General features: G+C 69.8%; 25 protein-coding genes. 14 read left to right on the forward strand and 11 right to left on the reverse strand.

Going from position 1 to position 25,985, the window contains the following annotated elements; all coding sequences use genetic code 11:
• The first annotated feature begins 140 nt into the window (after nucleotides 1-140).
• Together F8566_RS16940 and F8566_RS16945 are read left to right on the forward strand one after the other, a co-directional pair.
• On the forward strand, nucleotides 141-1,289 hold the full coding sequence (locus F8566_RS16940; RefSeq protein ID WP_151561197.1) for a glycoside hydrolase family 5 protein: 1,149 nt from the start codon (nucleotides 141-143) through the stop codon (nucleotides 1,287-1,289).
• A gap of 17 nt (nucleotides 1,290-1,306) precedes the next feature.
• Nucleotides 1,307-2,479, forward strand: coding sequence for a glycoside hydrolase family 5 protein (locus F8566_RS16945; RefSeq protein WP_192809704.1), 1,173 nt, complete (start codon nucleotides 1,307-1,309; stop codon nucleotides 2,477-2,479).
• Between the two features lie 85 nt (nucleotides 2,480-2,564).
• Here the strand turns inward: F8566_RS16945 and F8566_RS16950 are convergent, their stop codons facing one another.
• From F8566_RS16950 to F8566_RS16960, 3 genes are all read right to left on the reverse strand, one after another.
• The gene (locus F8566_RS16950) at nucleotides 2,565-4,715 is read right to left on the reverse strand and encodes a (Fe-S)-binding protein (RefSeq protein WP_151561199.1); all 2,151 of its coding nucleotides are present in this window, start codon (nucleotides 4,713-4,715) and stop codon (nucleotides 2,565-2,567) included.
• A gap of 349 nt (nucleotides 4,716-5,064) precedes the next feature.
• Nucleotides 5,065-6,267: a CU044_5270 family protein gene (locus F8566_RS16955; RefSeq protein ID WP_151561200.1), complete on the reverse strand. Its 1,203-nt coding sequence runs from the start codon at nucleotides 6,265-6,267 to the stop codon at nucleotides 5,065-5,067.
• Complete coding sequence (locus tag F8566_RS16960; RefSeq protein ID WP_151561201.1) at nucleotides 6,264-6,827, reverse strand: RNA polymerase sigma factor; 564 nt, start codon at nucleotides 6,825-6,827, stop codon at nucleotides 6,264-6,266. The genes F8566_RS16955 and F8566_RS16960 overlap by 4 nt, the downstream gene beginning before the upstream one ends.
• A gap of 166 nt (nucleotides 6,828-6,993) precedes the next feature.
• Here F8566_RS16960 and F8566_RS16965 point away from each other — a divergent pair, with 166 nt between their 5' ends.
• The 5 genes from F8566_RS16965 to hcaB are packed head-to-tail and all read left to right on the forward strand — an operon-like array spanning nucleotide 6,994 to nucleotide 10,655.
• Nucleotides 6,994-7,722, forward strand: a complete 729-nt coding sequence (locus F8566_RS16965; RefSeq protein WP_225993255.1) for a class II aldolase/adducin family protein — start codon at nucleotides 6,994-6,996, stop codon at nucleotides 7,720-7,722.
• A gap of 29 nt (nucleotides 7,723-7,751) precedes the next feature.
• The gene (locus tag F8566_RS16970) at nucleotides 7,752-9,113 is read left to right on the forward strand and encodes a Rieske 2Fe-2S domain-containing protein (protein WP_151561203.1); all 1,362 of its coding nucleotides are present in this window, start codon (nucleotides 7,752-7,754) and stop codon (nucleotides 9,111-9,113) included.
• A complete protein-coding gene (locus F8566_RS16975) occupies nucleotides 9,110-9,658 on the forward strand; it encodes a 3-phenylpropionate/cinnamic acid dioxygenase subunit beta (protein WP_151561204.1) in 549 nt (182 codons plus the stop codon). Before F8566_RS16970 ends, F8566_RS16975 begins: the two co-directional genes overlap by 4 nt.
• A 26-nt stretch (nucleotides 9,659-9,684) precedes the next feature.
• Nucleotides 9,685-9,876, forward strand: coding sequence for a hypothetical protein (locus F8566_RS16980; protein ID WP_151561205.1), 192 nt, complete (start codon nucleotides 9,685-9,687; stop codon nucleotides 9,874-9,876).
• Nucleotides 9,876-10,655 (forward strand): 3-(cis-5,6-dihydroxycyclohexa-1,3-dien-1-yl)propanoate dehydrogenase, encoded by a 780-nt coding sequence (gene hcaB / locus F8566_RS16985; RefSeq protein ID WP_225993256.1) that lies wholly within the window; start codon nucleotides 9,876-9,878, stop codon nucleotides 10,653-10,655. Before F8566_RS16980 ends, hcaB begins: the two co-directional genes overlap by 1 nt.
• An 11-nt stretch (nucleotides 10,656-10,666) precedes the next feature.
• Here the strand turns inward: hcaB and F8566_RS16990 are convergent, their stop codons facing one another.
• Complete coding sequence (locus tag F8566_RS16990; protein WP_192809705.1) at nucleotides 10,667-11,473, reverse strand: IclR family transcriptional regulator; 807 nt, start codon at nucleotides 11,471-11,473, stop codon at nucleotides 10,667-10,669.
• A 117-nt stretch (nucleotides 11,474-11,590) separates the two neighbouring features.
• On the opposite strand from F8566_RS16990, the gene F8566_RS16995 reads away from it, so the two are divergent.
• Nucleotides 11,591-13,114 (forward strand): MFS transporter, encoded by a 1,524-nt coding sequence (locus F8566_RS16995; protein ID WP_151561208.1) that lies wholly within the window; start codon nucleotides 11,591-11,593, stop codon nucleotides 13,112-13,114.
• Between the two features lie 278 nt (nucleotides 13,115-13,392).
• Here the strand turns inward: F8566_RS16995 and F8566_RS17000 are convergent, their stop codons facing one another.
• Nucleotides 13,393-13,773, reverse strand: a complete 381-nt coding sequence (locus tag F8566_RS17000; RefSeq protein WP_151561209.1) for a hypothetical protein — start codon at nucleotides 13,771-13,773, stop codon at nucleotides 13,393-13,395.
• Nucleotides 13,770-13,973, reverse strand: a complete 204-nt coding sequence (locus F8566_RS17005) for a hypothetical protein (RefSeq protein ID WP_151561210.1) — start codon at nucleotides 13,971-13,973, stop codon at nucleotides 13,770-13,772. The genes F8566_RS17000 and F8566_RS17005 overlap by 4 nt, the downstream gene beginning before the upstream one ends.
• 116 nt (nucleotides 13,974-14,089) lie before the next feature.
• Here F8566_RS17005 and F8566_RS17010 point away from each other — a divergent pair, with 116 nt between their 5' ends.
• Both F8566_RS17010 and F8566_RS17015 read left to right on the forward strand, forming a co-directional pair.
• Nucleotides 14,090-14,977, forward strand: a complete 888-nt coding sequence (locus F8566_RS17010) for a helix-turn-helix domain-containing protein (protein WP_151561211.1) — start codon at nucleotides 14,090-14,092, stop codon at nucleotides 14,975-14,977.
• The gene (locus F8566_RS17015) at nucleotides 14,974-15,180 is read left to right on the forward strand and encodes a DUF397 domain-containing protein (protein WP_318836416.1); all 207 of its coding nucleotides are present in this window, start codon (nucleotides 14,974-14,976) and stop codon (nucleotides 15,178-15,180) included. The genes F8566_RS17010 and F8566_RS17015 overlap by 4 nt, the downstream gene beginning before the upstream one ends.
• A gap of 192 nt (nucleotides 15,181-15,372) precedes the next feature.
• Here the strand turns inward: F8566_RS17015 and F8566_RS17020 are convergent, their stop codons facing one another.
• Nucleotides 15,373-15,939, reverse strand: coding sequence for a TetR/AcrR family transcriptional regulator (locus tag F8566_RS17020; RefSeq protein WP_151561212.1), 567 nt, complete (start codon nucleotides 15,937-15,939; stop codon nucleotides 15,373-15,375).
• A 140-nt stretch (nucleotides 15,940-16,079) separates the two neighbouring features.
• On the opposite strand from F8566_RS17020, the gene F8566_RS17025 reads away from it, so the two are divergent.
• A complete protein-coding gene (locus F8566_RS17025) occupies nucleotides 16,080-17,657 on the forward strand; it encodes a carboxylesterase/lipase family protein (RefSeq protein WP_151561213.1) in 1,578 nt (525 codons plus the stop codon).
• A 57-nt stretch (nucleotides 17,658-17,714) separates the two neighbouring features.
• On the opposite strand, the gene F8566_RS17030 is transcribed toward F8566_RS17025, so the two are convergent.
• Nucleotides 17,715-18,929, reverse strand: a complete 1,215-nt coding sequence (locus F8566_RS17030) for an acetyl-CoA C-acetyltransferase (RefSeq protein ID WP_151561214.1) — start codon at nucleotides 18,927-18,929, stop codon at nucleotides 17,715-17,717.
• Between the two features lie 160 nt (nucleotides 18,930-19,089).
• Here F8566_RS17030 and F8566_RS17035 point away from each other — a divergent pair, with 160 nt between their 5' ends.
• Nucleotides 19,090-20,646, forward strand: a complete 1,557-nt coding sequence (locus F8566_RS17035) for a 3-hydroxyacyl-CoA dehydrogenase (RefSeq protein ID WP_225993257.1) — start codon at nucleotides 19,090-19,092, stop codon at nucleotides 20,644-20,646.
• Nucleotides 20,647-20,657: 11 nt separating this feature from the next.
• A complete protein-coding gene (locus F8566_RS17040) occupies nucleotides 20,658-21,824 on the forward strand; it encodes an acyl-CoA dehydrogenase family protein (protein WP_151561215.1) in 1,167 nt (388 codons plus the stop codon).
• Between the two features lie 67 nt (nucleotides 21,825-21,891).
• Here the strand turns inward: F8566_RS17040 and F8566_RS17045 are convergent, their stop codons facing one another.
• The 3 genes from F8566_RS17045 to F8566_RS17055 all read right to left on the reverse strand — a co-directional run bounded on the left by F8566_RS17045 (nucleotide 21,892) and on the right by F8566_RS17055 (nucleotide 25,150).
• Entirely contained in the window at nucleotides 21,892-22,950 is a 1,059-nt protein-coding gene (locus tag F8566_RS17045; RefSeq protein WP_151561216.1) for a CU044_5270 family protein, read from the reverse strand.
• Between the two features lie 2 nt (nucleotides 22,951-22,952).
• Nucleotides 22,953-23,504: an RNA polymerase sigma factor gene (locus F8566_RS17050; protein WP_151561217.1), complete on the reverse strand. Its 552-nt coding sequence runs from the start codon at nucleotides 23,502-23,504 to the stop codon at nucleotides 22,953-22,955.
• Between the two features lie 122 nt (nucleotides 23,505-23,626).
• Nucleotides 23,627-25,150 carry an MFS transporter gene (locus tag F8566_RS17055; RefSeq protein ID WP_151561218.1) on the reverse strand — a complete coding sequence of 508 codons (1,524 nt, stop codon included), beginning with the start codon at nucleotides 25,148-25,150 and terminating at the stop codon, nucleotides 23,627-23,629.
• Between the two features lie 108 nt (nucleotides 25,151-25,258).
• On the opposite strand from F8566_RS17055, the gene F8566_RS17060 reads away from it, so the two are divergent.
• On the forward strand, nucleotides 25,259-25,984 hold the full coding sequence (locus tag F8566_RS17060) for a TetR/AcrR family transcriptional regulator (protein ID WP_192809706.1): 726 nt from the start codon (nucleotides 25,259-25,261) through the stop codon (nucleotides 25,982-25,984).
• Nucleotide 25,985 lies beyond the last annotated feature (1 nt).

Below are 25,985 nucleotides of genomic sequence, written 5' to 3' on the forward strand. Positions count from 1 at the left end.
CGGCCTTCAGCCATTCCCAGCCGGGCAACGGAACGGTAACGATCTTCTCGACCCGCCCTCCGCGCCACGTGATCATCGCAGTAGCGTCCGTTCCCGCAAACGATCTTGATCTTCGACGCCCCCGAAGGGAACCGCCGCCCATGCGTCGACTCACCGCCACCTTCACCGCCACCCTCGCGTTCGCCGCCGTCACCGCCTGCTCCGCCGCGACTCCCAGCCAGGAAGGCTCGCTCGCCGGCGCCCGATCAAGCACAGGCACCCGATCAGGAACAGGCGGCAAGGCCACGGCGCTCGCGGGCAAGCTGCGCACCACCGCCAAGCAGGCGTTCGTCGGCGCCCGCGGCCCCGAGCAGCTGAACGGCCCCAATCTGCAGCCGATCTGGGGCGCGGACGACCCCGGCACCTGGGGCCAGGACACCTACGACCAGATCAAGGCCAAGGGCTTCACCGCGGTCCGGATGGTGCTCTTCTGGGACGACTTCGAGCCGAGCAAGGGCCGCTGGAACGAGACCGCGTTCAGCACTCTCTCCACCGCCCTCAACCGCGCCAAGGCCGCCGGCCTCTATGTGGTCTTTGACTGCGTGCACCTCGTCGGCACGCCCGAGGGCCAGTCGCGCGTACCCGCGTGGGCCCAGACCGCCGACGGCATGGGCGCGGTCGCGGCCAACGGCCTGGGTTTCCTCCAGCAACTGGCCACCCGCTTCGGCGCCAACGAGGCGCTCGCCGCCTACGACCCGGTGAACGAGCCGTACCGCTGGCCGGTTGACCACAAGAGCGTCCTCGCCGACTACACCAAGATCATTAACGCCATCCGCGCCAAGGACACCAGGACCAGCATCATGATCGAGCCGACCTACGGCGACGCCAAGGTGCCGGACGCCGACCTCGCCGGGCTCACCCCGGCGAACCGCACCAATCTGATCTGGTCGTTCCACGACTACTACGTCGGCGGCAAGGGCGAGGGCTACAACTCCAACGGCATCGGCGTCACCCCCAACGCCTCCGACGGCGACACCGGTTACGACCCCGCTCACAAGGCCGACCTCGCCGCCCACCTCCAGGTGCAGATCAACACGGCGACCAAGGCCGGCATGCCGGTGTGGATCGGCGAGTTCGGGATCGGCGCCGGCACGTCCGGCCACGACCAGTTCATCAAGGACAAGGTCGCCCTCTACAAGTCCAAAGGCATTGGCTACTCCTGGTGGGAGTACAAGGACAACGCGGGCGCCTTCAGCATGATCAATCACGAGGACGATTCCTGGAAGCCCTGGGTCGGCCTTCTCTTCTGACCAATGAACGGATGCTCATGCACCGCATAGTCATATCCCTTGCAGGCACTGCGGCCCTCGCGGTCACGGCAACCGCCTGCTCAGGCACCGAACGCTCGACCGGCCTCACCGCCGCCGAGGCCGGTCCAGCCACCCACGCCACCCAGGTCACCCGTGAGGCGCCAGCGGCTCAGGCAGCCCCGGCGGCTCAGGCGCTCAGCAAACTGCACGCCACCGCCAAGGATGCCTTCGTCCTCCCCAACGGCAAGGCCGTACGGCTGAACGGCCCGAACCTGCAGCCGATCTGGGACAAGAACTCCTCCGACACCTGGAAGCAGGCCACCTACAACGCCATCAAGGCCAAGGGCTTCAAGGGCGTACGGATGGTCCTCTTCTGGGACGACTTCGAGCCGCGCAAGGGCGTCTGGAACGAGAAGGCCTTCAAGACGCTCTCCACGGCCCTCGCCCGCGCCAAGGCCGCGGGCCTCTACGTCGTGCTCGACTGCGTCCATCTGTACGGCAAGCCCGAGGGCCAGTCCCGCGTGCCCACCTGGGCCCGCAAGGCCGACGGCATGGGTGCGGTCGCGGCGAACGGCCTGCGTTTCCTCCAGCAGCTCGCGACCCGCTACGGCAAGAACCCGGCGCTCGCAGCCTACGATCCGGTGAACGAGCCGTACCGCTGGCCGGTTGACCACAAGAGCGTCCTCGCCGACTACACCAAGATCGTCAACGCCATCCGCGCCAAGGACTCCAAGACCACCATCGTCCTGGAGCCGACCTACGGCGACGCGAAGGTCCCGGTCTCCGCGTTCACCTCGTTCAAGCCCGCCAAACGCACGAATCTCGTCTGGTCGATCCACGACTACTACGTGGGGAACGCGGGTGCGGGCTACGACCGTAACGGCATCGGCACCTCGCCGAACGCCTCGGACGGAAAGACCGGCTACAAGCCCGCCAACAAGGCCAATCTGGCCAAGCACCTGAACGTCCAGATCGCCATGGCCAAGTCGGTCAAGCTGCCGATCTGGATCGGCGAGTTCGGCATCGGCGCGCGCGCAGCAGGCCACGACCAGTTCATCAAGGACAAGGTCGCCCTCTACAAGTCCAAGGGCATCGGCTACTCCTGGTGGGAGTACCAGGACGGCAGCGGCGCGTTCAGCATGATCAACGCTAACGGCTCCTGGAAGCCCTGGGCCACCTGGGTCCGCTGACGGAAGCCGAAAACGCCCCGGCGATCCACCAGGATCACCGGGGCGTCACCCATTCAGGCCGAAGACCGAAGGCCCTACTCGGCTGCTACTCGGCTCCGACCGGCTCCTTCTCGGTCGGGGCGGCACCCTCGCCCTTGATGGAGCGGATGAGGAGCTGGGAGACGTCGACGACTTCCAGCGACTCCTTGGCGGCGCCCTCGTTCTTCTTCTCGTTGATGGCGTCGCCCAGCATCACCAGGCAGAACGGGCAGGCCGTGGAGACGGTGTCCGGGTTGGTCTCCAGCGCCTCGTCCACGCGCTCGGTGTTGATGCGCTTGCCGATGCGCTCTTCCATCCACATCCGCGCACCACCGGCGCCACAGCAGAAGCCGCGGTCCTTGTGCCGGTGCATCTCCTGCGTCTTGACGCCCGGCACCTTGGCCATGATGTCGCGCGGCTGCTTGTAGACCTTGTTGTGGCGGCCCAGGAAGCAGGGGTCGTGGTAGGTGATGCTCTCCTCGATCGGGGTGACCGGGGTGAGCTTGCCCTCGTCGACCAGGTGCGCGAGCAGCTGGGTGTGGTGCACGACCTCGTACTGGCCGCCGATCTGCGGGTACTCGTTGGCCAGCGTGTTGAAGCAGTGCGGGCAGGTGGCGACGATCTTTTTGACGCCCGCCTCGTTCAGTGTCTCGACGTTCTGCTGGCCGAGCATCTGGAAGACGAACTCCATGCCCAGGCGCCGCGCCGGGTCACCGGTGCAGGCCTCCATCGGGCCGAGCACGCCGAACTTGACGCCCGCGATGTGCAGCAGCTCCGCGACCGCCTTGGTCGTCTTCTTGGCCCGGTCCTCCAGGGCCCCGGCGCAGCCGACCCAGAACAGGTACTCGACGTCCTCGGGCATCTTCTCGTCGATGACCTCGACCTCGAAGTCCAGCTCCTCGATCCACTCGAGCCGCTTCATCTCGGACATGCCCCACGGGTTGCCCTTGTTCTCGAGGTTCTTCAGCATGACGCCGGCCTCGCTCGGGAACGAGGACTCGATCATCACCTGGAAGCGGCGCATGTCGAGGATGTGGTCGATGTGCTCGATGTCGACAGGGCACTGCTCGACGCACGCACCGCAGTTGGTGCAGGACCAGAGGACATCCGGGTGGATGACGCCGTCCTCGCCGACGAGCTCCTTGTCGACCTCCATGGCGAGCTTCTGCTCGTCGGTGAACTTCTCCCGCTCCTCCTCGGAGGCGAGCATGTACGGAGCCTTGTGGAACGCGTGGTCGCGCAGGTCCAGGATCACCATCTTGGGCGACAGCGGCTTGCCGGTGTTCCAGGCTGGGCACTGCGACTGGCAACGCCCGCACTCGGTGCAGGTGGCCATGTCGAGGAGGCCCTTCCAGGTGAAGTCCTCGATCTTGCCGCGGCCGAAGGTGTCCTCGTCCGGGTCGGCCTCCTCGAAGTCGAGCGGCTTGCCGTTCGACATCATCGGCTGCACGGGGCCCAGGCCGTCGGGGCGGCGCTTGAACATGACGTTCAGCGGCGCGATGAAGATGTGCAGGTGCTTGGAGTTGACGACGATGACGAGGAAGACCAGCGCCACGCCGATGTGGAGCAGCAGGCCGACCGACTCCAGCACTTCGAGGGTGTCGTGGCTCATGCCCTCGAAGAGCTTGCCGGTGAGGTAGGAGAAGTACGCGCCCTTGCCGTACGCGAGGTTGCCGCTGGCCGACGCGACGCCCCGGAAGAAGAACATCGTCCAGATGACGTTGAAGATCATGAAGAGGATGACCCAGGCGCCGCCCAGGTGCGATCCGCTGAAGCGGGACTTGCGGCCCAGCTTCTTCGGGGCGTTCTTGAACCGGATGATCGCGAACGTGACCAGACCGGCTACGCACAGGAGCGCGATGGTGTCCTGGACGAACCCGATCGGGCCCCAGCTCTGCAGGAAAGGGATGTGCTTGTCGAGCCCGAAGAGCAGCGCGACGCCCGCCTCCAGGTAGACGGTGACGAGCAGGATGAAGGCCCACATGACCGCGGCGTGCGCGAGACCCGCGACGGTCCACTTGAGCAGCTTCTTCTGCCCCATGACCTCGACGACCTGGCCCTCGACATCGGCCTTGGGGTCACGCTTGACCTGCAGGACGCGGTCGGGGTCGGGCTGGCCGCTCTTGAACAGTTTCCACAGGAACAGCACCCGCCGACCGGCGAGCGCCAACGCGACCGCCGTGCCGGCGAGCCCAATGATCAATGTGAGCCAGAACACTTCCGTCCTCCTGAGGTACGGGCGATGGCTGTCAGCGTAGGGCTCGCGACAGACTGCACTTCATCCGGGGCCCGAATACTACTCGGCAGTAGCTTATGCGTCATAGCCGTCCCGGCCCCGCCCACGCCCCGACCGCGGATCCACGATCTTTCGACCGCTTATATACGCGTACCGATGCCCACCGCAATGCCCTTGCAACCCCGGAGTACTCGCCAACGCCGAACGGGGCGCCCCCTCGCCCAACGGCAAGGAGAGCGCCCCGAATCCGGCCCTGCGGTCGGCCTGCCTCCGGATCCGACCTCGCGATCGGCCTGCCTCCGGATCCGACTCCGCGATCAACCTCCTGCGATCAGCCTCCCGCGGCGTCGGCCTTGGTCGGCGCCACGTTGGTCCAGCCGGCCTCGTCGATGGTCGACGAGGACAGCAGCGAACCGGCGGGCATCGCGTCGGCCCCGCTCGGCTTCAGGCTGACGATGTCGTAGCCCAGCGCCCGGCCGCGCGCCTCATCGATGATCAGCCGGTGCTCCAGCGTGCCGTAGTTCTTCGTGCGCTCGAGGAGGACCAGGGCGGTCCCGGTACGGCCCGCGCCGTCCTGCACCGGCCCGACGGCCTTGATCGACTTGAGCTGCGCGAGCATCCGGAAGGCGCCCGCCCGCACCTGCGGCGTGACCGGCATGTCGGTGATCAGGCCCTTGGTCACCGCCCAGAGCCAGTCGTCGGCCTTCATCGGCTCGCTCGTCGTCTCGGTGCTGTGCCCGCCGTACCATCTGAGCAGCGAGGCCTTCAGCCGCTTGGGATCGGCGGGCAGGTCCCGCAGGTCCTTCATGGTGACGTTGCGCCCCAGCCAGAAGACCTTGTCGTCGTTCACCAGCTTCGAGCTGCTGGTCCGGGCCTTGCCCGGCGCGACCTCGTAGTTCGCCGGCTTCACGGTCCCGCCCCTGGTGGAAAAGTCGATCTTGAACGAGCTCGGCGAGCCCGCGCGCTGCCAGGCGGCGACGTCCTTCGCGGTCAGCGGCTTGGCACCCAGGTACTGCTGCCGCCCCCAGGCCTTGCCGCCGGGCTTGTTCGGCGTCCAGCCCTCGTCGGTGTCCGTGGTGACGATCATGTAGCGGTTCTCGCCCTTGCCCACCTGGTGGTGGGCCCGGTTAGTCCTCAGGACGTGCCAGTAGGCACCCGTCGTGAGGGCCTCCTTGTCTGCGCCGGCCGCGGCGGACAGCAGCACCGTCTGCGCGTTCATGGTCACCGGGGTCCGGGCCTCCCCCTTCGGTGTGCCACCGGTCTTCGGGCCCGCCACCGTGCCCGGATCCCCGGGGCCGGTGGCGGTCGTGGCCACCACGAGCGCGGCCGCGGCGGCCGCTCCGACCAGGCCCAGCCCCCACATCGGACGTACGCGGCGCCGCGCCGGGGCCACCGCCTCCACACGGGTCGAACGAGGCGGCGCCGTCATCGCCCGCGTCAGTTCGGCCCTCCGCGTGCCCTCGTCGACCGGCGCCTCCGGGTCGAGTTCCTGCGGCCGGGCCTCCGCCAGCATGCGCAGCACGTCTCGCGTCATGACAACTCCTCACTGGTGATCCCGACACGGGCACGGACGGCGGGGGCCGCTCCGGGTCCCGGCTCCTCGACCGCGCGCAGCAGCCGCTTGCGCGCCCGGTGCAGCCGTACGCGCAGCGCAGCGGGCGAGCACCGCACGACACGGGCCGCGTCGCGCGGCGACAGTCCCTCCCAGGCGACCAGGATCAAGATCTCCCGGTCGTCCTCCGAGAGCGTGGCCATGGCCCGCAGCACCGCGAGCCGTTCCGCCACCCCCTCGGCGAGGTCCCCTTCGGCCGGTCGGCTCCACCTCCGCAGTTCGGCTTTGAACGCCTCCCGCCGGGCCTCGGCCCGGTAGTTGTCGCGCAGCACATTGCGAGCGACGCCGAGCAGCCAGGGCAATGCAGGCTCGGGCACATCCTTGAGCCGCCGCCACGCCACCGCGAAGGTCTCGCTCACGACCTCGTCGGCGGCATGGTGCCCGGCACGGCTGGCCGCATAGGCCCACACGCGCTGACGGCAGGCGTCATAGATCACCGTGAAGCGCTGCGCGCTCTCGGTATCACCGGCCTCATCGGCCATCGCCCGCACCTCCGTCCATCCGTCCCGTGTTCTCCATCACCAGGAAGTGGAACGAAGGCGCCCATCGTTACCGATGAATCGCCATCAGGTGTAAATCGTGGTCACCCCGGCGTCATTGCAGAAGAGATTTCTGTAAGACAGACTTTCAATGATGGAGCTGGCCGGGGTGCGACGCGACATCGCCCTCGCCTGCCGGGTGCTCGCGTTCCACGGCCTGGCCGCCGACGTCCTCGGACACGTCAGCGTCCGCGCGGGCACCGGGCGGATGCTGATCCGGTGCCGCGGCCCTCGGGAGTCCGGCCTGCTCTTCACCACGCCGGAAGACGTGCACCTGGTCGACCTCGACGGCCCGTACGACGCCCTGCCCGGCGGATACGCGGTGCCCAGCGAGCTGCCCATCCACGCCGAGACCCTGCGCCACCGCCCCGACGTCACGGCCGTGGTCCACGCGCACCCGCCGGCCGTCGTCGCAGCCGACCTGGCAGGTCTGCGCCTTCGCCCCATCGTCGGCGCGTTCAACATCCCGGCGATGCGGCTGGCGGCCGGCGGCATCCCGGTCTACCCGCGCGGGGTGCTGATCCGGCGCACCGACCTGGCGAAGGAAATGCTCAGCGCGATGGGGCCGGCGCCCGTGTGCGTGCTTCGCGGGCACGGCGTCACGACGACGGGCGCCACGATCGCGCAAGCCGTCGTGCGCGCCCTCAACCTCGAAGCGCTCGCGCGCATCACCCTCGACGCCGCGCAGGCAGGCGCCGCCCAGGCGGGCGGCGCCGTCCCGCCCGACATGCCCGCCGCGGACATCGCCGAACTCCCCGACCTGGGCTCGACCCTCAACGAAGAGTCCGTATGGCGTCATCACCTGGCGAGGCTGGCCCACGCCGGCCTCTCCCTCTGACGGAAGGTCAATTGAAAGAAGGTCGACCAGTGCTCGATGTTGCGGCCGTCGTCGCCGACGTCCGGCGCGGCATGATCCCCGCGCACGTCTACAACGATCCTGAGATCTTCGCGCTGGAACGTGACCGGCTGTTCTCCCGCGCCTGGGTCTTCCTCGCCCACGAGTCGGAGATCCCCGAGCCCGGCGACTACGTCGTGCGGCGCGTTCTCGCGGACTCGTTCATCGTCGCCCGGGACGAGGACGGCACGGTGCGGGCCATGTTCAACATGTGCCTGCATCGCGGCATGCAGGTGTGCCGGGCAGAGATGGGCAACGCCTCGCACTTCCGGTGCCCGTACCACGCGTGGACGTACCGCAACGACGGACGGCTGGTCGGCCTGCCGTTCCACGTGGACGCGTACGGCGGCGAGGACGGGTTCGCCAAGGAGGGGCAGAGCCTGCTTCCGGCCCCGGCCCTGGACGTCCACCAGGGGTTGATCTTCATCAGCCTCGACCCGGATGCGCCGCCGCTGCGCGACCACCTCGGTGACTTCGCGTTCTACCTGGACCTCTACGCGCGGCAGAGCCCGGCGGGCCTGGAGCTCCGCGGCCCGCAGCGCTGGCGCATCAAGGCCAACTGGAAGATCGGCGCGGAGAACTTCGCCGGCGACAGTTACCACACGCCCCACACCCACGCGAGCGTCGTCGACATCGGGCTCTTCCGCGAGCCCAAGGCGAACAAACGCAAGGAGGGCGCCCTCTACACCGCGGGACCCGGCGCGGGCACCACGTACAAGCTCCCGCCGGGCGATCTCACCACCAGGCTCCGCCATGTCGGTTATCCCGACGAGATGATCACGCGTATGCGGGGGGCGTGGACGCGGGCCCAGCGCGGGCTGGTCGAGAACGACGGCTTCATGATCTCCGCGGCGACGCTCTTCCCCAACCTCAGCCTCGTGCACAACTGGCCGAAGATCGACGACAGCGGCACCGTCGTGCCGTTCATCTCGCTGCGCCAGTGGCAGCCCGTCTCGGCGAACGAGACGGAGGTGCTCTCGTGGTTCGCCGTGGACGCCGCCGCGCCCGAGCCGTTCAAGCGCGACTCCTACAAGGCGTACGTGATGTGCTTCGGCAGCTCGGGCATGTTCGAACAGGACGACGTCGAGAACTGGGTGTCGATCACCGACGTCGCGGCGGGCACCATGGCGCGGCGGCTCAATCTCAACAGCCGGATGGGGTTGACGTCCGCCGGCAAACCGCTCAAGCCGCCGCTCGCGGGCTTCTCCGGCCCCGGCACCGCCTACCAGGGCTTCGGCGAGTTCAACCAGCGGCACTGGTTGTCCATGTGGGGCGACCATCTGCTCAGGCCGCCACCCGTGCACACCTCGGCCGACATGGGGGCCGCGCGATGACCGGCACCACTGAGACGAATACGGCGAACGTGAACGTGCCGCTTCGCTACACCGACCCCGACCATCAGGACGCACACCAGTTCCTCGTCGAGGAGGCGGCGACGCTCGACCGCCAGGACTTCGCTGGCTGGCTGCGCCTGCTGGCCGAGGACATCCGGTACGTGATGCCCGTCAGGGTCACCACCGCTCGCGGCGCGGGCTTCGACTCGCTCGCCGACATGGGCCACTTCGACGAGGACATGTACGCCCTGCGCAAGCGCGTCGAACGGTTCGGCACCCAGCACGCGTGGACGGAGGATCCGCCATCGCGCACCCGGCGCCTGGTCACCAACGTCCGCACGTTCCGCACGGGTCACGGCGAGCTCCGCGTCGAGTCGTACCTCCTGCTCTTCCGCAGCCGCGGCGACACCCGCGACCACGACCTGCTGTCAGCCGGCCGGGCCGACATCCTCCGTCCGGCACCGGACGGCCACCGGCTCGCCCGCCGCGAGATCACCGTCGACGAGTCCGTCCTCCGCACCCAGAACCTGGCCCTGTTCCTATGAACAGGTCTTCTCTGGGCAGAGTTCCCGTGAACGAGCCCATCGTGATCGCCAACGAGTTCGCCGAAGTCCTCGTCGAGAAGGTCGAGACCCGCAACGGCACACGGCTCCGCATCCGTGCGCCGCGCGCGGACCGGGAGATCCTGCTCTGCCCGCTGGAGCTGGAGGCACTCGCCGGGCAGGACCACGATCTCTTTTCCCGGCTCCTGGCCGCCGGCTGATGGGCTGGCTCAACGGCAAACGCGCACTGGTGGTCGGTGCGGGCTCGGGCATCGGCCGCGCCGTCCTCGACGCCTTCGCCGCCGAAGGCGCCCGCACCGCCGCGCTGGAGGTCGACCCGGCCAAGTGCGAACGGCTCGCCTACGAGCTGCCCGACTGCCTGGTCAACCACGGCGACGCCACCAGCCTGCCCCAGACCAGGACGGCGGTCGCGGCGGTGCGCGAGGCGTTCGGCGGGCTGGACGTCCTGGTCAACTGCGTTGGGATCTTCGACTTCTACCGAGGCCTGAACGAGCTGGAGGACGCGACGCTGGACGACGCGTTCGACGAGACGTTCCGCGTCAACGTCAAGAGCCACCTGGTGTCGGTTAAGGCCGCGCTGCCCGACCTGCGGCGATCGCAGGGCTCGGTGGTGCTCACCGTGTCGACGTCGGGCTTCCATCCGGGGCGCGGCGGCGTCCTCTACGTGGCCTCGAAGTTCGCCGTGCGCGGTTGTGTCGTCTCGCTCGCCCATGAACTGGCGCCCGACATACGGGTGAACGGTGTGGCTCCGGGCGGAACGCTCGGCACCGAGCTCACCGGACCCCGCAGTCTCGGCCTCGACGAGCAGCGGCTCGGCGACGCACCCGGGCGCGAAGAGGACCTCAAGAGCCGCACGCCGCTCGCCGTCGCGCTGACCGGCGCGGACCACGCGGGGAGCTACGTGTTCCTCGCCTCCGACCGGGCCCGCGGCATCACCGGGACGATCGTGCACTCCGACGGCGGCGTCGGCGTCCGCTGAACGGGCCGGAATCAGGCGGCGGAACCGAAGCCCACCAGGTGCGCCAGCCGCTCGGCCCCCTCGCCCAGATGTGCGGCCAGGTCCCCGGCGCGTTCCCCGGACAGCCGGGCGACGGGCGCCGAGATCGCCAGCGCGGCGACCGGCCTGCCGTTCGGCCCGAGCACCGCGACCGCCACGGACGCGACACCGTCCTCGCTCTCTTCGTGGTTGACCGCGTGGCCCCGCTCGCGCACCCGGGCCAGCTCGGCCATCAGCTCCGCCGGATCGGTGATGGAGCGCCCGGTCTCCCTGGGCAGCGGCCGCCCGGCCGGGAAGAGCGCGGCGACCTCGGCCTCAGGCAGGGCCGCCAGGATCGCCTTTCCGGACGCCGTGCAGTTGGCCGCGAGCGTGCTGCCGGTACGTGCGGCCACCCGCAGGGATCTGGTGCTCTCCACCGCGTCCAGGTAGCGGACCATCGGCCCTTCGAGTTCGACCAGGTGGACCGTCTCTCCTGCCCAGGCCGCGAGATCTTCCAGCAGCGGCCGGGCGTGCAGCCGGATGTCCATGTTGCGGACGGCCGAGAGCCCGATCTCCACGAGCATGGGCCCCGCCACGTACACCCGTGAGTCCGGCTCCTGCCGTACGAAGCCGTGGTAGGCCAGCATCGCCAGCAGGCGATGCGCGGTCGAGTGCGCAACGCCGAGGAACTCCCGCGCCTCCGACAACCGCACCTTCTCGTTCTCTCTGAACAGCGTCAGCAGCCGTAGGGCGTTGTCGACCGACGCGATCGGGTACGCGGGCCGCGGGCCACCGTCTTTCCGAAGGCCGTCTTTCTGCACACCAGAACAATAGAGCGCCCGTCGTGCGAACGATGTACGCACTTGCGAACCACTATCCTCATGCGTACAGTGTTCGCAACACGGGAACGACGTTCCCACTAAGTGAGGGGTGTTCAAATGAAGGCAGTGGACGGTCGCCACCCACGGCGCTGGTGGATCCTTGTCGTGCTGTGCCTGAGCACGCTGGTGCTGGTGGTCGACAACATGGTCCTGACCGTGGCGATCCCGCCGCTGGCCGAGGACATCGGCGCGACCGCGCAGGACGCCCAGTGGATCCTGGAGTCCTACATCCTGGTCTTCGCCGGACTCCTGCTCACCTCGGGCAGCCTGTCCGACCGCTTCGGCCGCCGCCGGATAATGATCATCGGTCTGGCGCTCTTCGGAGTCGCCTCACTGGCCGCCACCTTCGCGACCAGTCCCGAACAGCTGATCGCGGCCCGGTTCGCCATGGGCATCGGCGGCGCGCTGATCATGCCCAGCACCCTGTCGATCCTGATCACCGTCTTCGACGACGAGGAGCGCCGCAAGGCCATGGCCGTCTGGTCCGCCGTCGCGATGCTCGGCCTGGTCGGCGGCCCCATCCTCGGCGGCGCTCTCATCTCCGCCTTCTGGTGGGGCGCGGTCTTCCTGATCAACGTCCCGATCGCCGCCGCCGCCATCGTCGCCGCCCTCGTCCTCATGCCCGAGTCCAAGGGCCCCTGGCAAAAGCCCGACCCCCTCGGCACCGTCCTCTCTGTGGTCGGCATGACGTCCCTGGTCTGGGCCATCATCGAATACCCCAAGCACGGCTTCACCTCGCCCGTCACCCTCGCCGCGTTCGGCATCGCCGTGGCCTCTCTCACCGCGTTCGTGATCTGGGAGATGCGTACCGACGCGCCGATGGTCCCGCTCACGCTGTTCCGTGACCGCAACTTCTCCGGTGGCAGCCTCTCGCTGACCCTGGTCCAGATCGGCAACGGCGGCCTGCTGCTCGTCCTGACCCAGTACCTGCAGTTCGTCCTCGGCTTCTCGGCCACCAAGGCCGGGCTCGCGTTCATCCCGATGGCCGTCTCGTCGCTGTTCTTCAACGGCCTGGGCGCCGCCCTCGGCAACAAGATCGGCAACCGGGTGCCCGCCGCGGTCGGCATGCTCGGCGTCGCCGCCGGCTTCGGGATGCTGGCCACGCTGTCCGCCGACGACGGCTTCGCCAAGGTCGCCATCGCGCTGCTGGTCTTCGGCGCCGGCGCCGGGCTCGCCCAGCCCGCGATCGTCGCCGCCCTGATGGGCGCCGTTCCCGCCGAGCAGGCCGGCGTCGGCTCCGCCCTCAACGACACCATCCAGCAGGCCGGTGCCGCCCTCGGCATCGCGGTCCTCGGCAGCGTGGTGGCGAGCGCCTACACCGGCTCCATGCCGGACGACGCTCCGGAGGGTGCCCGCCACAACATCAGCGAGGCCCTCGCCCTCGGTGACAGCGGGCTGGCCGGCACTGCCCGCGAGGCCTTCACCACCGCGATGTCCAGCGCCTTCACCATCAGCGCCGCCGGCGTAGTCGCCGCAGCGGTCCTGGCCTTCCTGGTGATGCGCGACAAGAAGAAGACCACCCCGGATGAGACGGCCCCGGCCCCGGCCGAGGAGAAGATCGCCCCGGCCCTGAGCCACTGACCGCCCGCTCCTCCTCCGCAAAACCGCCCCGCCGATCCGATCGGCGGGGCGGTTCCGCGTTCCTCGGACAGGCCCTCCGCCTCACCCGTGACCACACGCGCCATGCCGCTGCGCCCCTGCCCCTGGCCACCCGGGTCACCATGCGGGCGGGCAAGGACGTTGAGCACCCGCACCGACAAGCCCAGGCACTCAACAGGGCAGTCCGCGCGAACCCGGTCATGCCCGCCGCGTCCCGCTCCAGGTCCTCCCGGAGCTGCTCGACCGGCATCCACCGGCCGTCACCTCGACCAGATTCGGGGGAACGGTGCTACCTCACGCGGGATGGGCGCGGCCTTCACCCATGGCTTGAGCAGATGCGCCACCTCACCGGCCGCGTACTCCGGCTCCCGGCACGGCCCGACCCACAAGCCCGCGCTCGTCACGAAGCCCCACTTCGACCACCCCTGGATGACGGTCACGGTCTCACCGACGCACGGCACCTCCGCCAGGAACACTCGAAGCCTCGGTGGGTTCTCCTCGTACTTCCGTACGGTGGTCCAGCCGTCGCCATGCAGAGCGCGGGCAAGCTTGGTCAGATTCCGGCGCGCCCGCCACCGCGCCCCCCACGAGATCGGCGGCGGCACAGCGACCGGAATACGTCGCACCTCCCGCGCCGTCATCGGCCGACCTTCCCCAGCTCGGCGCGCAGCTTCTCCGGAGAGTCTGCGTCGAGCGCGTCGACCTCGCTCACCCGATCGGGTGGCAACGGTCCACGCATCGCCCACCAACGGCGCCGATCGCTGAGCAGGAACCGCCACCCCGGGAAGTCGGCGCGGAGCTGGGCAAGGGCTTGAAGCTCGGTGTGGGAATGCTTGGTCATGACGGAGGAAACCTTCGCGGTTGATGTGACTACCGGAACCGTGTGACCAGGCTCGCCCGATGGAGCTACGCTCCGCTACATAGCAACAACACGCAGGCGCCACCTCGCCCGGCGGGATGCCCTACCAGGATTCGGGCGAGGCCTACTACGGGACACCCTCCATGCCCAACGAGCACGACGGCGGCGGCCTTGCCCGCGACCCACTGATCGAGTTGTTCGCACGCCTGCTCCGTGGTTACCGAGACCACCGCAAGCTCTCGCGGCCGAAACTCGCCGAAGCGTTGGGATGCTCCCCGCAATGGATTGAGAAGCTGGAGAGCGGCGGCCAGAAGCCATCCCTCGACACTGCCCGCGATCTCGACACCTACTACGGGCTGTACGAGGTGTTCCAGGCCATCGCAGAAGCTGTCGAGGACCTCGGAAAGCGCCCACGCACAGACCTACCGCTCGGCTTCGATGTTTTCCAGGTCCTTGAGGCGCAGGCGAACGCGGTCCGGTCATTCTGCGCACAGGTTGTTCCGGGACTGCTGCAAACCGAGGACTACGCACGAGCCCTCATGGGCGCCGGTCAGGTCCGCGCCAAGCTGGAGGATCGTGTAAGGGCCCGGTTGGCCCGACAGAGCATCCTTGCCCGTGACAACCCTCCCCGCATGAGTGTCATTCTGGACGAGTCGGTACTCCGCCGCCCTGTCGGCGGCCCTAAGGTGATGCACGACCAGCTCATCTACTTGCTGGACGTCGCCACTCACGCCGTCAACGTCCAACTTCGCGTCCTGCCGTTCGAGCGGATCAGTTGGGCGAGCACCGATGGATCATTCACCGTCCTCAGCTTCGCGGACGGGCCAGATGTTGCCTACTTCGAAGGCACGGGCGTAGGAGTGGTCCTCCAGGCCCCGGACGAGGTTGCCGACGCGGGGCTACGCTTCGATCTAGTCCTTGGGGAGGCGCTGACACGCGCCGAGTCCATCGACGTGATCACGACAGCTTTGGAGGGCTACACGTGAACCCGGAAATGCCCACCGCCCGGTGGCGCAAGAGCAGCTACAGCGGCGGCCAGGGCGGCGAGTGCGTCGAGGTCGCCAACGTCGCCGCCGTGATCGCTGTGCGGGACTCCAAGGACCCGGCCGGCCCCAAGGTCACGCTCACCGCCTCCGGCTGGTGCGACCTCGCCCGCCGAATCAAGAGCGGCGAGCACGACCTGATCTGACGCAGCGCCCCGACCAGCCCGGCCTGTCTAACCAGGTCAGGCGCTTTCGCCAGCGATCCGGGGATGCGTTCGAAGCCGGTCCCGACCCGGAGGGCATCCCAGAACGCCTGGCGCCGCGAATCTGGCCCAGTCGATGATGAGGGCGGCGGGCCGCCATAGCTCAGCCCGCGCGCGGGTGAGCTGCCGGTGGAGCTACTCCGGGGGCAGATAAGCGCTCAGGGCGCGCAGGCCAGCCAGGATCTCCTCGGCGGTCGGGGCGGACTCGGGGTCGGTGAGGTGCTGCATCATCACACCGCTGACCAGGGCGAGCTGCACCGATCCGAGTGAACGGACGGTCTCTTCGAGCAGTTCCTCCTCCGCCTCACCCGTGACCACACGCGCCATGCCGCTGCGCCCCTGCCCCTGACCCGCGGCCATCTGCGCGCGCAACTCCGGATCCCGTTGCGCCCGCAGCACGGTCTCGAGATTGGCGATCCAGAAAGTCCGGTTGGTCGAGAACGACGCGACCAAGCGCCGCCAGAGAGCGGCGAAGGCCGCCGCGTCCCCGGCCTCCTCGTGCTCGCCGATGAACGCGTCGCCGCCGTCGAGCGCCTGGAAGAGCGCCTCGTTCAACAGCGCCTCCTTCGATCCGAAGTGGTAGCCGATGGCGGCCATGCTCACGCCCGCCGCCGAGGCGAGGTCGCGCACGGTCGTGCGCTCGTAGCCCTTCTCGAACAAGCACTGCTTGGCGGCCTCAAGCAGCTTCTCCCGGTTGCCCATGGCACGACACTACCAACGATCTGGAACGACCGTCTTACGCGGTCGCCTTGTACGTACGTCTTGCGCATTTGCCCAAATCCGGGCTACGGTCCTCCCACTGACAGAGCAAGCCCGGTTGGGAGCAGGAATTGAGTACGAAGATGAGCAAGAAGGCGCGTTGTGCCACCGCAGCCACCGTCGCGGTCGCTGCGACCCTCGGCGGCACGGTCGCGGCGGGTTCCGCCACCGCGGCACCGGCCGACCCCACGCGGGTCACGACCGTTGAGGGCCCGGTGCGGGGCGCGATCTCCGGAGACGTCCGTACGTTCCAGGGCATCCCGTACGCTTCGCCACCGGTCGATGACCTGCGGTGGAAGTCACCGCGCCCGGTCACGCCATGGTCGGCCCCCTTGGACGCGCGGCAGCCGCGCAGCGCCTGTCCGCAACCCTCCGACCAGCCGATCGCCGTGCCCGGGACGAACGGCGAGGACTGCCTGTACCTGAACGTGACGACCCCGGCGAAGGCCGCGAAACGCCTGCCGGTGATCGTGTGGATCCACGGCGGCAGCTTCGTCTACGGCGACGGGGCGACCTACAAGGCCGCCAAGCTGGCGACCAGGGGCAAGGCGGTCGTCGTGACCATCAACTACCGGCTGGGCGCCTTCGGTTTCCTCTCCCACCCGGGCCTGCGCGCACCGGCCAACCTGGGGCTCCAGGACCAGCAGGCGGCGCTCAGGTGGGTGCGGCGCAACGCGGCCGCGTTCGGCGGCGACGCCCGCAATGTGACGATCATGGGCCAGTCGGGCGGCGGGTACAGCGTCTGCGCTCAGCTCGCGTCACCCGGCGCTCGCGGCCTGTTCGCCAAGGCGATCGTCCAGAGCGCGGGATGCGCCGGGAAGGACGGCTCGATGTCGGTGAAGCAGGCGCATGACAACGGCATCGCCACCGCCAAGGCCCTCCGCTGCGATGACGTGGCCGGCGCCGACGCGTGCCTGCGGCGCGCGAAGACGGGCGACCTGGTCAAGGCCACCGCCGCAGGTCACGAGGGCTACCGTCCGGTTGTCGACGGCACGGTCCTGCCACTGGCCCCGGCGCGTGCCCTCGCCACCGGCAGGTTCCACCGGGTGCCGGTGCTGCACGGCTCCACGCACGACGAGATGAGCGGACTGGTCGGTGCCGAGGAGGCGATGACCGGCAAGCCGCTCACTGCCGAGGGCTACGCCGCGAAGGTCGAAAAGGCGTTCGGTGCCGACGCGGCGGCGGTGCTCTCCGAATACCCCGCCGGGAGCCACGGCTCGCCTGGTGCCACGCTCGCGGCAGTGCTCACCGACTCCGAGTGGTCGACCGCCGCCCTCGACACCCAGCGCGCGCTGGCCCGCCACGTGCCGGTGTACGCGTACGACTTCGCCGACGCCGACGCCCCGTACTTCAAGGGCTTCCCCAGGCCGAAGAGCTTCTCCCTCGGCACCGGGCACATGATCGACCTCGCGTACCTCTTCGAGAACGACCTGTTCGAGCCGCTCAACGAGCGCCAAGCCGGGCTCTCGGACACGGTGATCTCCTACTGGAGCCGCTTCGCGCACACCGGGCGGCCCGGCGGGCACGGTACGCCGGCGTGGCAGCGGTTCACGCCGCGCGACGCCTACGTCCAGAAGCTCGCCTCCGGGAAGGACGGCATCGGCCGCACCGACTTCGCCGCCGACCACCACTACACGTTCTGGAAGTCACTCCAGCGATGACAGGGTGACACCCTCGCCGGGCGCGTGGGCTCCTGCCGAACGGCTCCGGCCTAACGGTCAGGAGCCCACGCGCTCGAAGACTGCTGCCAGGCCTTGGCCGCCGCCGATGCACATGGTCTCCAGGCCGTAGCGGGCGCCGCGCCGGTCCATCTCCCGGGTGAGGGTGGCCAGGATCCGGCCGCCGGTCGCGCCGACGGGATGGCCGAGCGAGATGCCGGAGCCGTTGACGTTGGTGCGGTCCCAGTCGGCGTCCTTGAAGCCCCACTCGCGGGTGACGGCGAGCACCTGGGCGGCGAACGCCTCGTTCAGCTCGATCAGGTCGATGTCGGCCAGCGTCAGCCCGGCCGCCTCCAGTGCCTTGGCCGTTGCGGGCACCGGCCCGATGCCCATGGTCCGCGGCGGCACCCCGGCCTGTGCCCACGACACCAGCCGGACGAGAGGGCGCAGGCCCAGCTCGGCGGCCCGTTCCGGTGTCGTCACGACGGCCACCGCGGCGGCGTCGTTCTGTCCGCTGGCGTTGCCCGCTGTGACCGTCGCCTCGGCGTCGGCCTTGCCCATCACCGGCTTCAGCTTGGCCAGACTCTCCACAGTCGTTCCGGGACGCGGGTGCTCGTCGGTGTCCACGACGGTCTCACCCTTGCGGGAGCGGACGGTCACCGGCACGATCTCGTCTGCGAAGCGGCCCTCCTTCTGTGCCGCCACAGCCCGCTCGTGTGACCGTACGGCCAGCTCGTCCTGCTCCAGCCGCCCGATGCCGTACTCGCGGCGGAGGTTCTCGGCGGTCTCCAGCATCCCGCCAGGCACCGGATGGTTGACCCCGCCCGCAGTCACCCGGCCGCGGGCCAGGGCGTCGTGCAGTTCGAGCCCGGCGCCGCGAATGCCCCAGCGCGCCTCGGTCGTGTAGAACGGCGCGGTGCTCATGCTCTCGGTGCCTCCGGCGAGGACGAGCTCGCTGACGCCGGTCTGCACCTGCATGGCCGCGTTCAGCACGGCCTGGAGGCCCGAGCCGCAGCGCCGGTCGACCTGGCTGCCGCCCACCTCGACCGGAAGCCCGGCGTCGAGCGCCGCCACGCGGCCGATCGCGGGCGCGTCGGAGTTCGGGTTGCACTGGCCGAGGATCACCTCGTCGACCGCGTCGCCGGGCAAGTCGGTGCGCGCGAGCACCGCCCTGATCACTGCGGAGGCCAGCTCGACCGGGGGCACGTCCTTGAACACCCCGCCGAAGCGGCCGATCGGGGTGCGCACCGGCTCGCAGATCACCACTTCGCGCATCGTTCGCTCCTCACGCCCTGATGTTTCCTCGCAGGCTACGGTCCCGGACGGCCCGCACTCCCACGGCCCTTCCACTGAGTGGTTGAGTGGCGGGGGCCGGTGACATGGGTCTCGTCGCGGTCTGAATATATTTCTAGAATGAATTTCTAGGATGAAGGGGATGGACATGGAGCAGTGGGCGCGGCAGGTGTCGGCGATCCGGGTCATCGGCACCGGGGTGATGGGGCGCGGCATCGCCCAGCTCGCGGCGGCGGCCGGGATCACCGTGGAACTCTCCGACGCCCGCGCCGAAGCCGTGGACGAGGCGATCTCCTACATCGGCGGGATGTACGACAAGCTCGTCGCCAAGGGGCGTATGAACGAGACCGACGCGGCGGCCGCCAAGACCCGACTGCGTCCTCTCGGCGATCCCCTCGCGCCCGCCGCCGACTGCGATCTGGTGATCGAGGCCGTCCGCGAGGACCTGGAGACCAAGCGGGAGCTCTTCGCCGCCCTGGAGAAGGTCGTCGGCGAGCGGACCGTCCTCGCCACCAACACCAGCTCACTCTTGGTCACCGCGATCGCCACCGCGCTGTCCGACCCGTCCCGCCTGGCCGGACTGCACTTCTTCAACCCGGTCCCGCTGATGCGCCTGGTCGAGGTCATCGCCGGCGCCCGCACGGCCGCCTGGATCCCCGAGGCCCTGACCGACCTCGTGCGGCGGATGGGACACGAGCCCGTGCGCGCTCCCGACACTCCCGGCTTCCTCGTCAACCACGCCGGTCGCGGCCTGCCCACTGAGGCGCTGCAACTGCTCTCCGAGGGCATCGCCGAGCCCGTGGACATCGACCGCATCGCCCGCGACGTCCTGGGCCTCAAGATGGGCCCGTTCGAGCTCATGGACCTGACCGGGCTGGACGTCTCCCATCCCGTCCTGGAGACCGTCTGGTCCGGCTTCCACAACGAGCCGCGTCTCCGCCCGTCCCACATCACCCGCACCCGGATGCAGGCCGGGCTCCTCGGCCGCAAGACCGGCGAAGGCTTCTACACGTACGTGGACGGCGCCAGGCAGGAGCCGCCCGAGCCCACCCCGCCGTCCGCCGAGCCCCGTCCGATCTGGGTGGACGTCGAAACCGACGCAGAGGTGCGCGACCAGCTCAACGCCCTGCTGCTGGCGACCGACGTCACGGTCGAACTCGGCCAGGAGCCGTCCGACGAGGCGATCGTCCTGACCACCCCGTACGGTTCGAGCGTCACGGCGCATGGGGATACCTGGGGCCTGCCGCTGGAACGCACCTTCGGCGTCGACCCGCTGGGCGGCTTCACGTCCCGCCTCACACTCGCCGTCCACCCCGGCGCGGACCCCGCCGCAGGTCGCTCCGCCCTCGCCGCCCTGGCCTCGACCGGACGCCCGGTCACTGTGGTCCGGGACGCTCCCGGCTCGGTGGCCCAGCGGCTTCTCGCCTCGATCGTGAACGTCGCGTGCGGCATCGCCGAGCAGCGCCTGGCCGATCCGCGCGACATCGACACCGCCGTACGGCTCGGGCTCGGATATCCGCGCGGCCCGCTGGAGTGGGGCGACCACGTGGGCCCGGAGATCGTCCAGAGCATTCTGATCGGGCTCCAGGAGGAGACCCACGACCCGCGTTACCGGCCGAGCCAGTGGCTGCTCGAACGCACGGCGGCGGGAGTGCCGCTGACCTCCGTCGGCACGACCCCGGCCGACCTTTACCGCTAAGGACGTACGACATGGACTTGGAACTCAACGAGACCCAGGCCGCCTTCCGGAAGATGGCGGCGGAGTTCGTGGACGCGGAGATCGTGCCGAACGTGCGGGAGTGGGACCGGCGGGAGGAGGTTGACCTCGGGATCGTGCGGCGCCTGGGCGAGCTCGGCTTCCTCGCCCTGGGGATCCCGGAGGAGTACGGCGGCGTCGAGTGCGACATGGTCGGCTACACGACGGTGATCGAGGAGCTCGGACGGGGCGACTCGTCGGTGCGCGGCATCGTGTCGGTGTCTCTCGGGCTGGTGGCCAAGTCGATCGCCACGCACGGCACCGAGGAGCAGAGGCGGGAGTGGTTGCCGCAGCTCACCAGTGGCGAGGCGCTCGGCTGCTTCGCGCTGACCGAGCCGGGCACGGGCTCGGACGCCGGGTCGCTGATCAGCCGGGCACGGCAGGACGGCGCAGACTGGGTGTTGAACGGGCAGAAGATGTTCATCACCAACGGCACGTGGGCGAAGGTCGCGCTGGTGTTCGCCCGGACGAGCGACGACGGCGGTCGCGGGGTCACGGCCTTCCTCGTCCCCACTGACCTGCCCGGCTTCACCGCCAACACCATCCACGGCAAGCTCGGCCTGCGCGGCCAGGCCACCGCCGAGCTCGTCCTCGAAGACGTCCGTGTGCCGGACTCGGCGCGGCTGGGCGAGGTCGGCAAGGGCCTCGGCATCGCGCTCGGCGCGCTCACCAAGGGCCGCATCTCGGTCGCTGCGGGAGCGACCGGCCTCGCGCAGGGCGCGTTGAACGCGGCGGTGAAGTACGCGGGTGAACGTGAGCAGTTCGGCCGCCCGATCGCCGCGTTCCAGCTCGTCCAGGAGTTGCTCGCCGACTCGGCGGTGGAGGTCGAGGCCGCGCGGCTGCTCACCTGGCGGGCCGCGGCGATGGCCGACCGCGGCGCCGGACGCCAGGAACTGGCCACCGCCGCCTCGATGGCGAAGTACCACGCCAGCGAGACGGCGGTGAAGGTGTCCAACAACGCGCTCCAGGTCTTCGGCGGCTACGGCTACACCGACGAGACCCCGGTCGGGAAGTACGTGCGCGACGCCCGCGTGCTCACCCTCTACGAGGGCACCAGCCAGATGCAGAAGCTCATCATCGGCCGGGCGCTGACGGGCATCGACGCACTCGTCCCCCGCTAGGACGCGCTCTTAGGCATGTCCCTCGGCATGCCCTCGACCTGGCCCTAGGCATGCCCTTGGGTGTGCCCTAGCCGACCTTGCCGAGCGGGTAGTTCGGGACCGTGTTCGTCCAGCCGTACGAGAGGGTTACGTGGTAGCCGACGACCTTCGCGGGCTTGCGCACGTACTCGTAGGCGAGCACGCGGCCGGTGGCCGGGTCGATCACCAGCCATTCCTCGTTCCAGGTGGCCTCGCCGACCGGCCGGGCGATCGCGGTGCCCTTACGGCCGAGCGGGTCGGTGACCGTGCCGACCACACGGAGCCCGGGATCGGCCGCCAGCAGCCGGTAGGCGGCGCCGAGCACCTTCGGCGACGCGGGTGTGGTGCTGAGATTCTCCACGTTGCGGAACAGCCACTCCGCCTCGTCGATGCCGCTGCCCTCAACCTTCTTCATATGCTCGAAGAGCTTCCGCAGCGACGCCTTGAGTCCTTCCGGAGTCTCAGGCAGCTTCCGCACGTCCGGTGCCTTGACGGACCCTCCCCAGTCGTCCATCTGGAACGTGCCCCCGCCCGGCACCTTGACCTTCGTCCAGCCGGTCGGCCCCTTGTCGGTGGTCCGCTCGGGCCGCGGCTTGCCGTCGCCCTCCAGGACCTTCGGCCCGCCGTCGGCCGCCGGGCCGAGGTAGCGGCTGCCCAGACTGCGCTGGGCCACCCACGCCTCGCGGCCGGGACCGGCGTCCCACGAACCCAGCTCGGTGGTCTGGTCGTACTCGCTCTTCCCTGTGGTCATGGTGACGCGCTCCCGCGTCAGCGTGTGCCAGTACTTCCCGCTGGCGGGTGGCGCGGCCTGCTCCATCTTGGTCGCCGCCGCGAGCAGCACCGTCTTGGCCGACATGGGGACCGCCGAACGGGACGCATCGGGTGCGCGCGGCGTCGTGCCGGAGGAGACCCCGACCGCGACGGCGGTCACCGCGGCGACCGCGCCCGCCGCCAGCACCGGGACCGCGAACGTCCAGCGCGGCTTGGAGAACCGAGGAACCCGCCTCGGTGACCGCACTTCCCGTTCCAGTCGTGCACGCCCCTCCGCCACCGAACGCTCCGAAGGCCGCTCGTCGAGCAGCGTGCCGATCATCCGCATTTCGTCCATGGCTACAGACCTTCCAGCTCGAGGGTGGCGCGCAGCTTGCGGCGCGCCCGGTTGAGACGGGACCCGACGGTGCCGTACGGGATGCCCAGCGCGTCCGCGACCTCCTGATGGCCGAGTTCGCTCAACGCCACCAGCAGCACGACGTCGCGCTCCTTCGCTGACAGTGCGGCGAGGGCACGGGCCAGCTGCGGCTGGAGACCCTCCGCCGTGACCCACGTGACGACCCGTTCTTCATGGCTGTCAGCAGTGGCGGGACCGGCTCCCGCCTTGGCCAGGGCCTGGTAGCGGCGGGTCTCCGCGCGGCGGTGCTGGGATACGAGCTTCGTCGCGATGCCGAAGAGCCAGGGCCGCAGCGCGCCCTGCTCCGCGTCGAACCGCGCGCGCCGCCGGAAGGCGACGAGGAAGGTCTCGGCGGCGACGTCGTCGGCCGTGTGCGGGCCGAGACGGCCCGCGACATAGCGGTAGATGGCCGTGTAGTGACGGTCGTAGATGGCGGTGAAGCGCTCGGGTTCGCGCAATGAGGCCGTGATGAGCCGCGCGTCGTCGGCGTCCATCACGTGATGCGCCGTCTCGCCATCCGACGGGGGTCTGTCGGATGGCGGTCCGTCGGATGGCGGCGCATCCATCGTGTTGGTCATGGGGGAACCCTCCGGGATCATGTGTCCGGCTGTCACCCCTACTCCGTCGCCGCAGCCGATCTCTTTCGCTCTGAAGGGCCGTGAATTTTCGCGGGATCGTCACGGCGGGCACGGAAGAGGACCAGGGACAGGAGCGCGGCGGCGAGCGTCAACGCGGCGGCGGAGAAGGCTCCGACCGACAAGCCGTGCACGAACGCGTCGCGGGCGGCGTCCGCGAGGGCGGAGTCGCCGAGACCGAGCGCCTCGCCCAGCGAGTGGCGTGCTGCGGCGGGCGCGTCACCGGGCAGTTCGCGGGCGTACGCGGCGGAGATGACGCTGCCGAGCACCGCGACGCCGAGCGCGTTGCCGATCTCCTGTCCCGAGTCGTTCACCGCCGAGCCGACGCCCGCCTCCTCGCGCGGGAGGGCAGCCATGAGCGTGCTGTACGCGGGCGGGGAGCCCATGCCCGCGCCGAGCCCGAGCACCGTGAGGCCGGCCACGATCGCGGCGTAGCCGTCGCCCGGCGCGACCAGGCCGACGAGCCCGAAGCCGATCGCGATCGCGAAGAAGCCCGAGGTGAGGACGGTCCGGCTGCCGAGTCTGGCGTCCAGGCTCGCGCCGAGTCCGTTGCCGGCTCCGGCGGCGATCGCGACCGGCAGCAGGGCGAGCCCGGCCTTGAGCGGCCCGTAGCCGAGGACGAGCTGGAGGAACTGCGTGAGCGCGAAGAGCGTGCCGGCGATCGAGAACGAGAAGACCGCGATCATCAGCGCGGCGCCGCTGAACTCGCGGCGCCGCAGCAGCCGCAGGTCCAGCATCGGCTCGGGATTGCGGGCCTGCCACGCGACGAAGCCGCCGAGCGCCAGCACGGCGACGACCAGGCCGCCCGCCGTCCGGGTGCCGGTCCAGCCGTGTTCCGGGCCGGAGATGACCGCCCAGACGAGCGCGGACATGCCGAGCGTCGACAGCAGCGCGCCGAGCACGTCCGGGCGCCGGCGCGGCCCGCGCGACTCCGGCACCAGGACCAGGAGCCCGATCACGGCCACCACGGCGACGGGCACGTTGACCAGGAAGACCGAGCCCCACCAGAAGCGCTCCAGCAGGAGGCCGCCCAGCGTGGGCCCGGCCGCGACACCGACCATCGAGGTGGCGCCCCAGATCCCGAACGCCTTGGCGCGCTCGTCCGGCGCGAACACCTGGGCCATGATCGACAGCGTTCCCGGCATCAGGAACGCGCCGCCGACGCCCATCAGCGCCCGCATCGCGACGAGCATGCCCGGCCCGCCGGCGAACGCGGCGAGCAGCGAGCCGCCGCCGAACAGGGCGAACCCGATGAGCATCGCCCGCCGCCGGCCGAAGCGGTCGCCGAGGCTCCCGGCGGTGAGCAGCAGGCCCGCGAAGACCAGCGAGTAGGCGTCGATCACCCACTGCACGTCCGAGGTCGTCGCGGGCAGGTCGGCGAGCAGGGACGGGATCGCCACGTTCAGGATCGTGTTGTCCACCACGACCACGAACAGGCTGAGGCACAGCACGCCGAGGATCTGCCAGCGGCGGGGATGCGGGGTGAACGTCTCGGGAGGGGACATCGGCCACTTCTCTCGTACGGTGTTCGAGTTGACTCGCACACTGTACGAGAGAACTCGCACACCGTTCAAGTCCCGGTACACTGTACGAGACCCAGGAGAGGACGGCGCATGGCGAAACGACCGACGTCGGTCTGGACACGTCCGCAGAAGGCACGGCGGGAGCAGCCCACGCTCAGCCGCGACCAGATCGTGGCGGCGACGCTCGAACTCCTCGACGCCGAGGGCCTCGGCGGGCTGAGCATGCGCCGCCTCGGCACGCGGTTGAACGCCGGGGCCACCTCGGTCTACTGGCATGTGACGAACAAGGACGAGCTGCTGGAGCTCGCACTCGACCACGTCATGGCGGAGGTCCGCACGCCCGACCCCGCCGCGCACGGCTGGCGGGCCGCCGTCATCGGATACGCGCGCAGCCTGCGCACGATGATTCACCGGCACCCGTGGACAGTGCCGTTGTTCGGCAGCCGTCCCATGCTCGGCCCGAACGCCGCGCGCGCGATGGACGGACTCCTCGGCGCCTGCGGCCAGGCCGGATTCAGCGCGTACGACCTGGAGTACGCGCAGGCGGTCGTCAACGACTACGTCATCGGCGCGGCGGGCAGCGAGGCGAGCTGGCGCGCCAACCAGGAGGAGTTCAGTACCGAGGACTGGATGGCCTCCATGGGCCCCTACCTCGAAGTGACCGGCGAGCGGCACCCGCGCCTGACCGCCCACCTCCGGGAGGTGTGGGCCAAGGAAAGCGGTGAGGTCATGGACGGCCGGTTCACCTTCGGGCTCGGCTGCCTCCTGGACGGCCTCGAAGCCCGAGCGCAGGACCGCGCCCCCGGAGTCCGTTGAC

The sequence above is a fragment of the Actinomadura rudentiformis genome, from assembly GCF_008923185.1.
Taxonomy (GTDB): Bacteria; Actinomycetota; Actinomycetes; order Streptosporangiales; family Streptosporangiaceae; genus Spirillospora; species Spirillospora rudentiformis.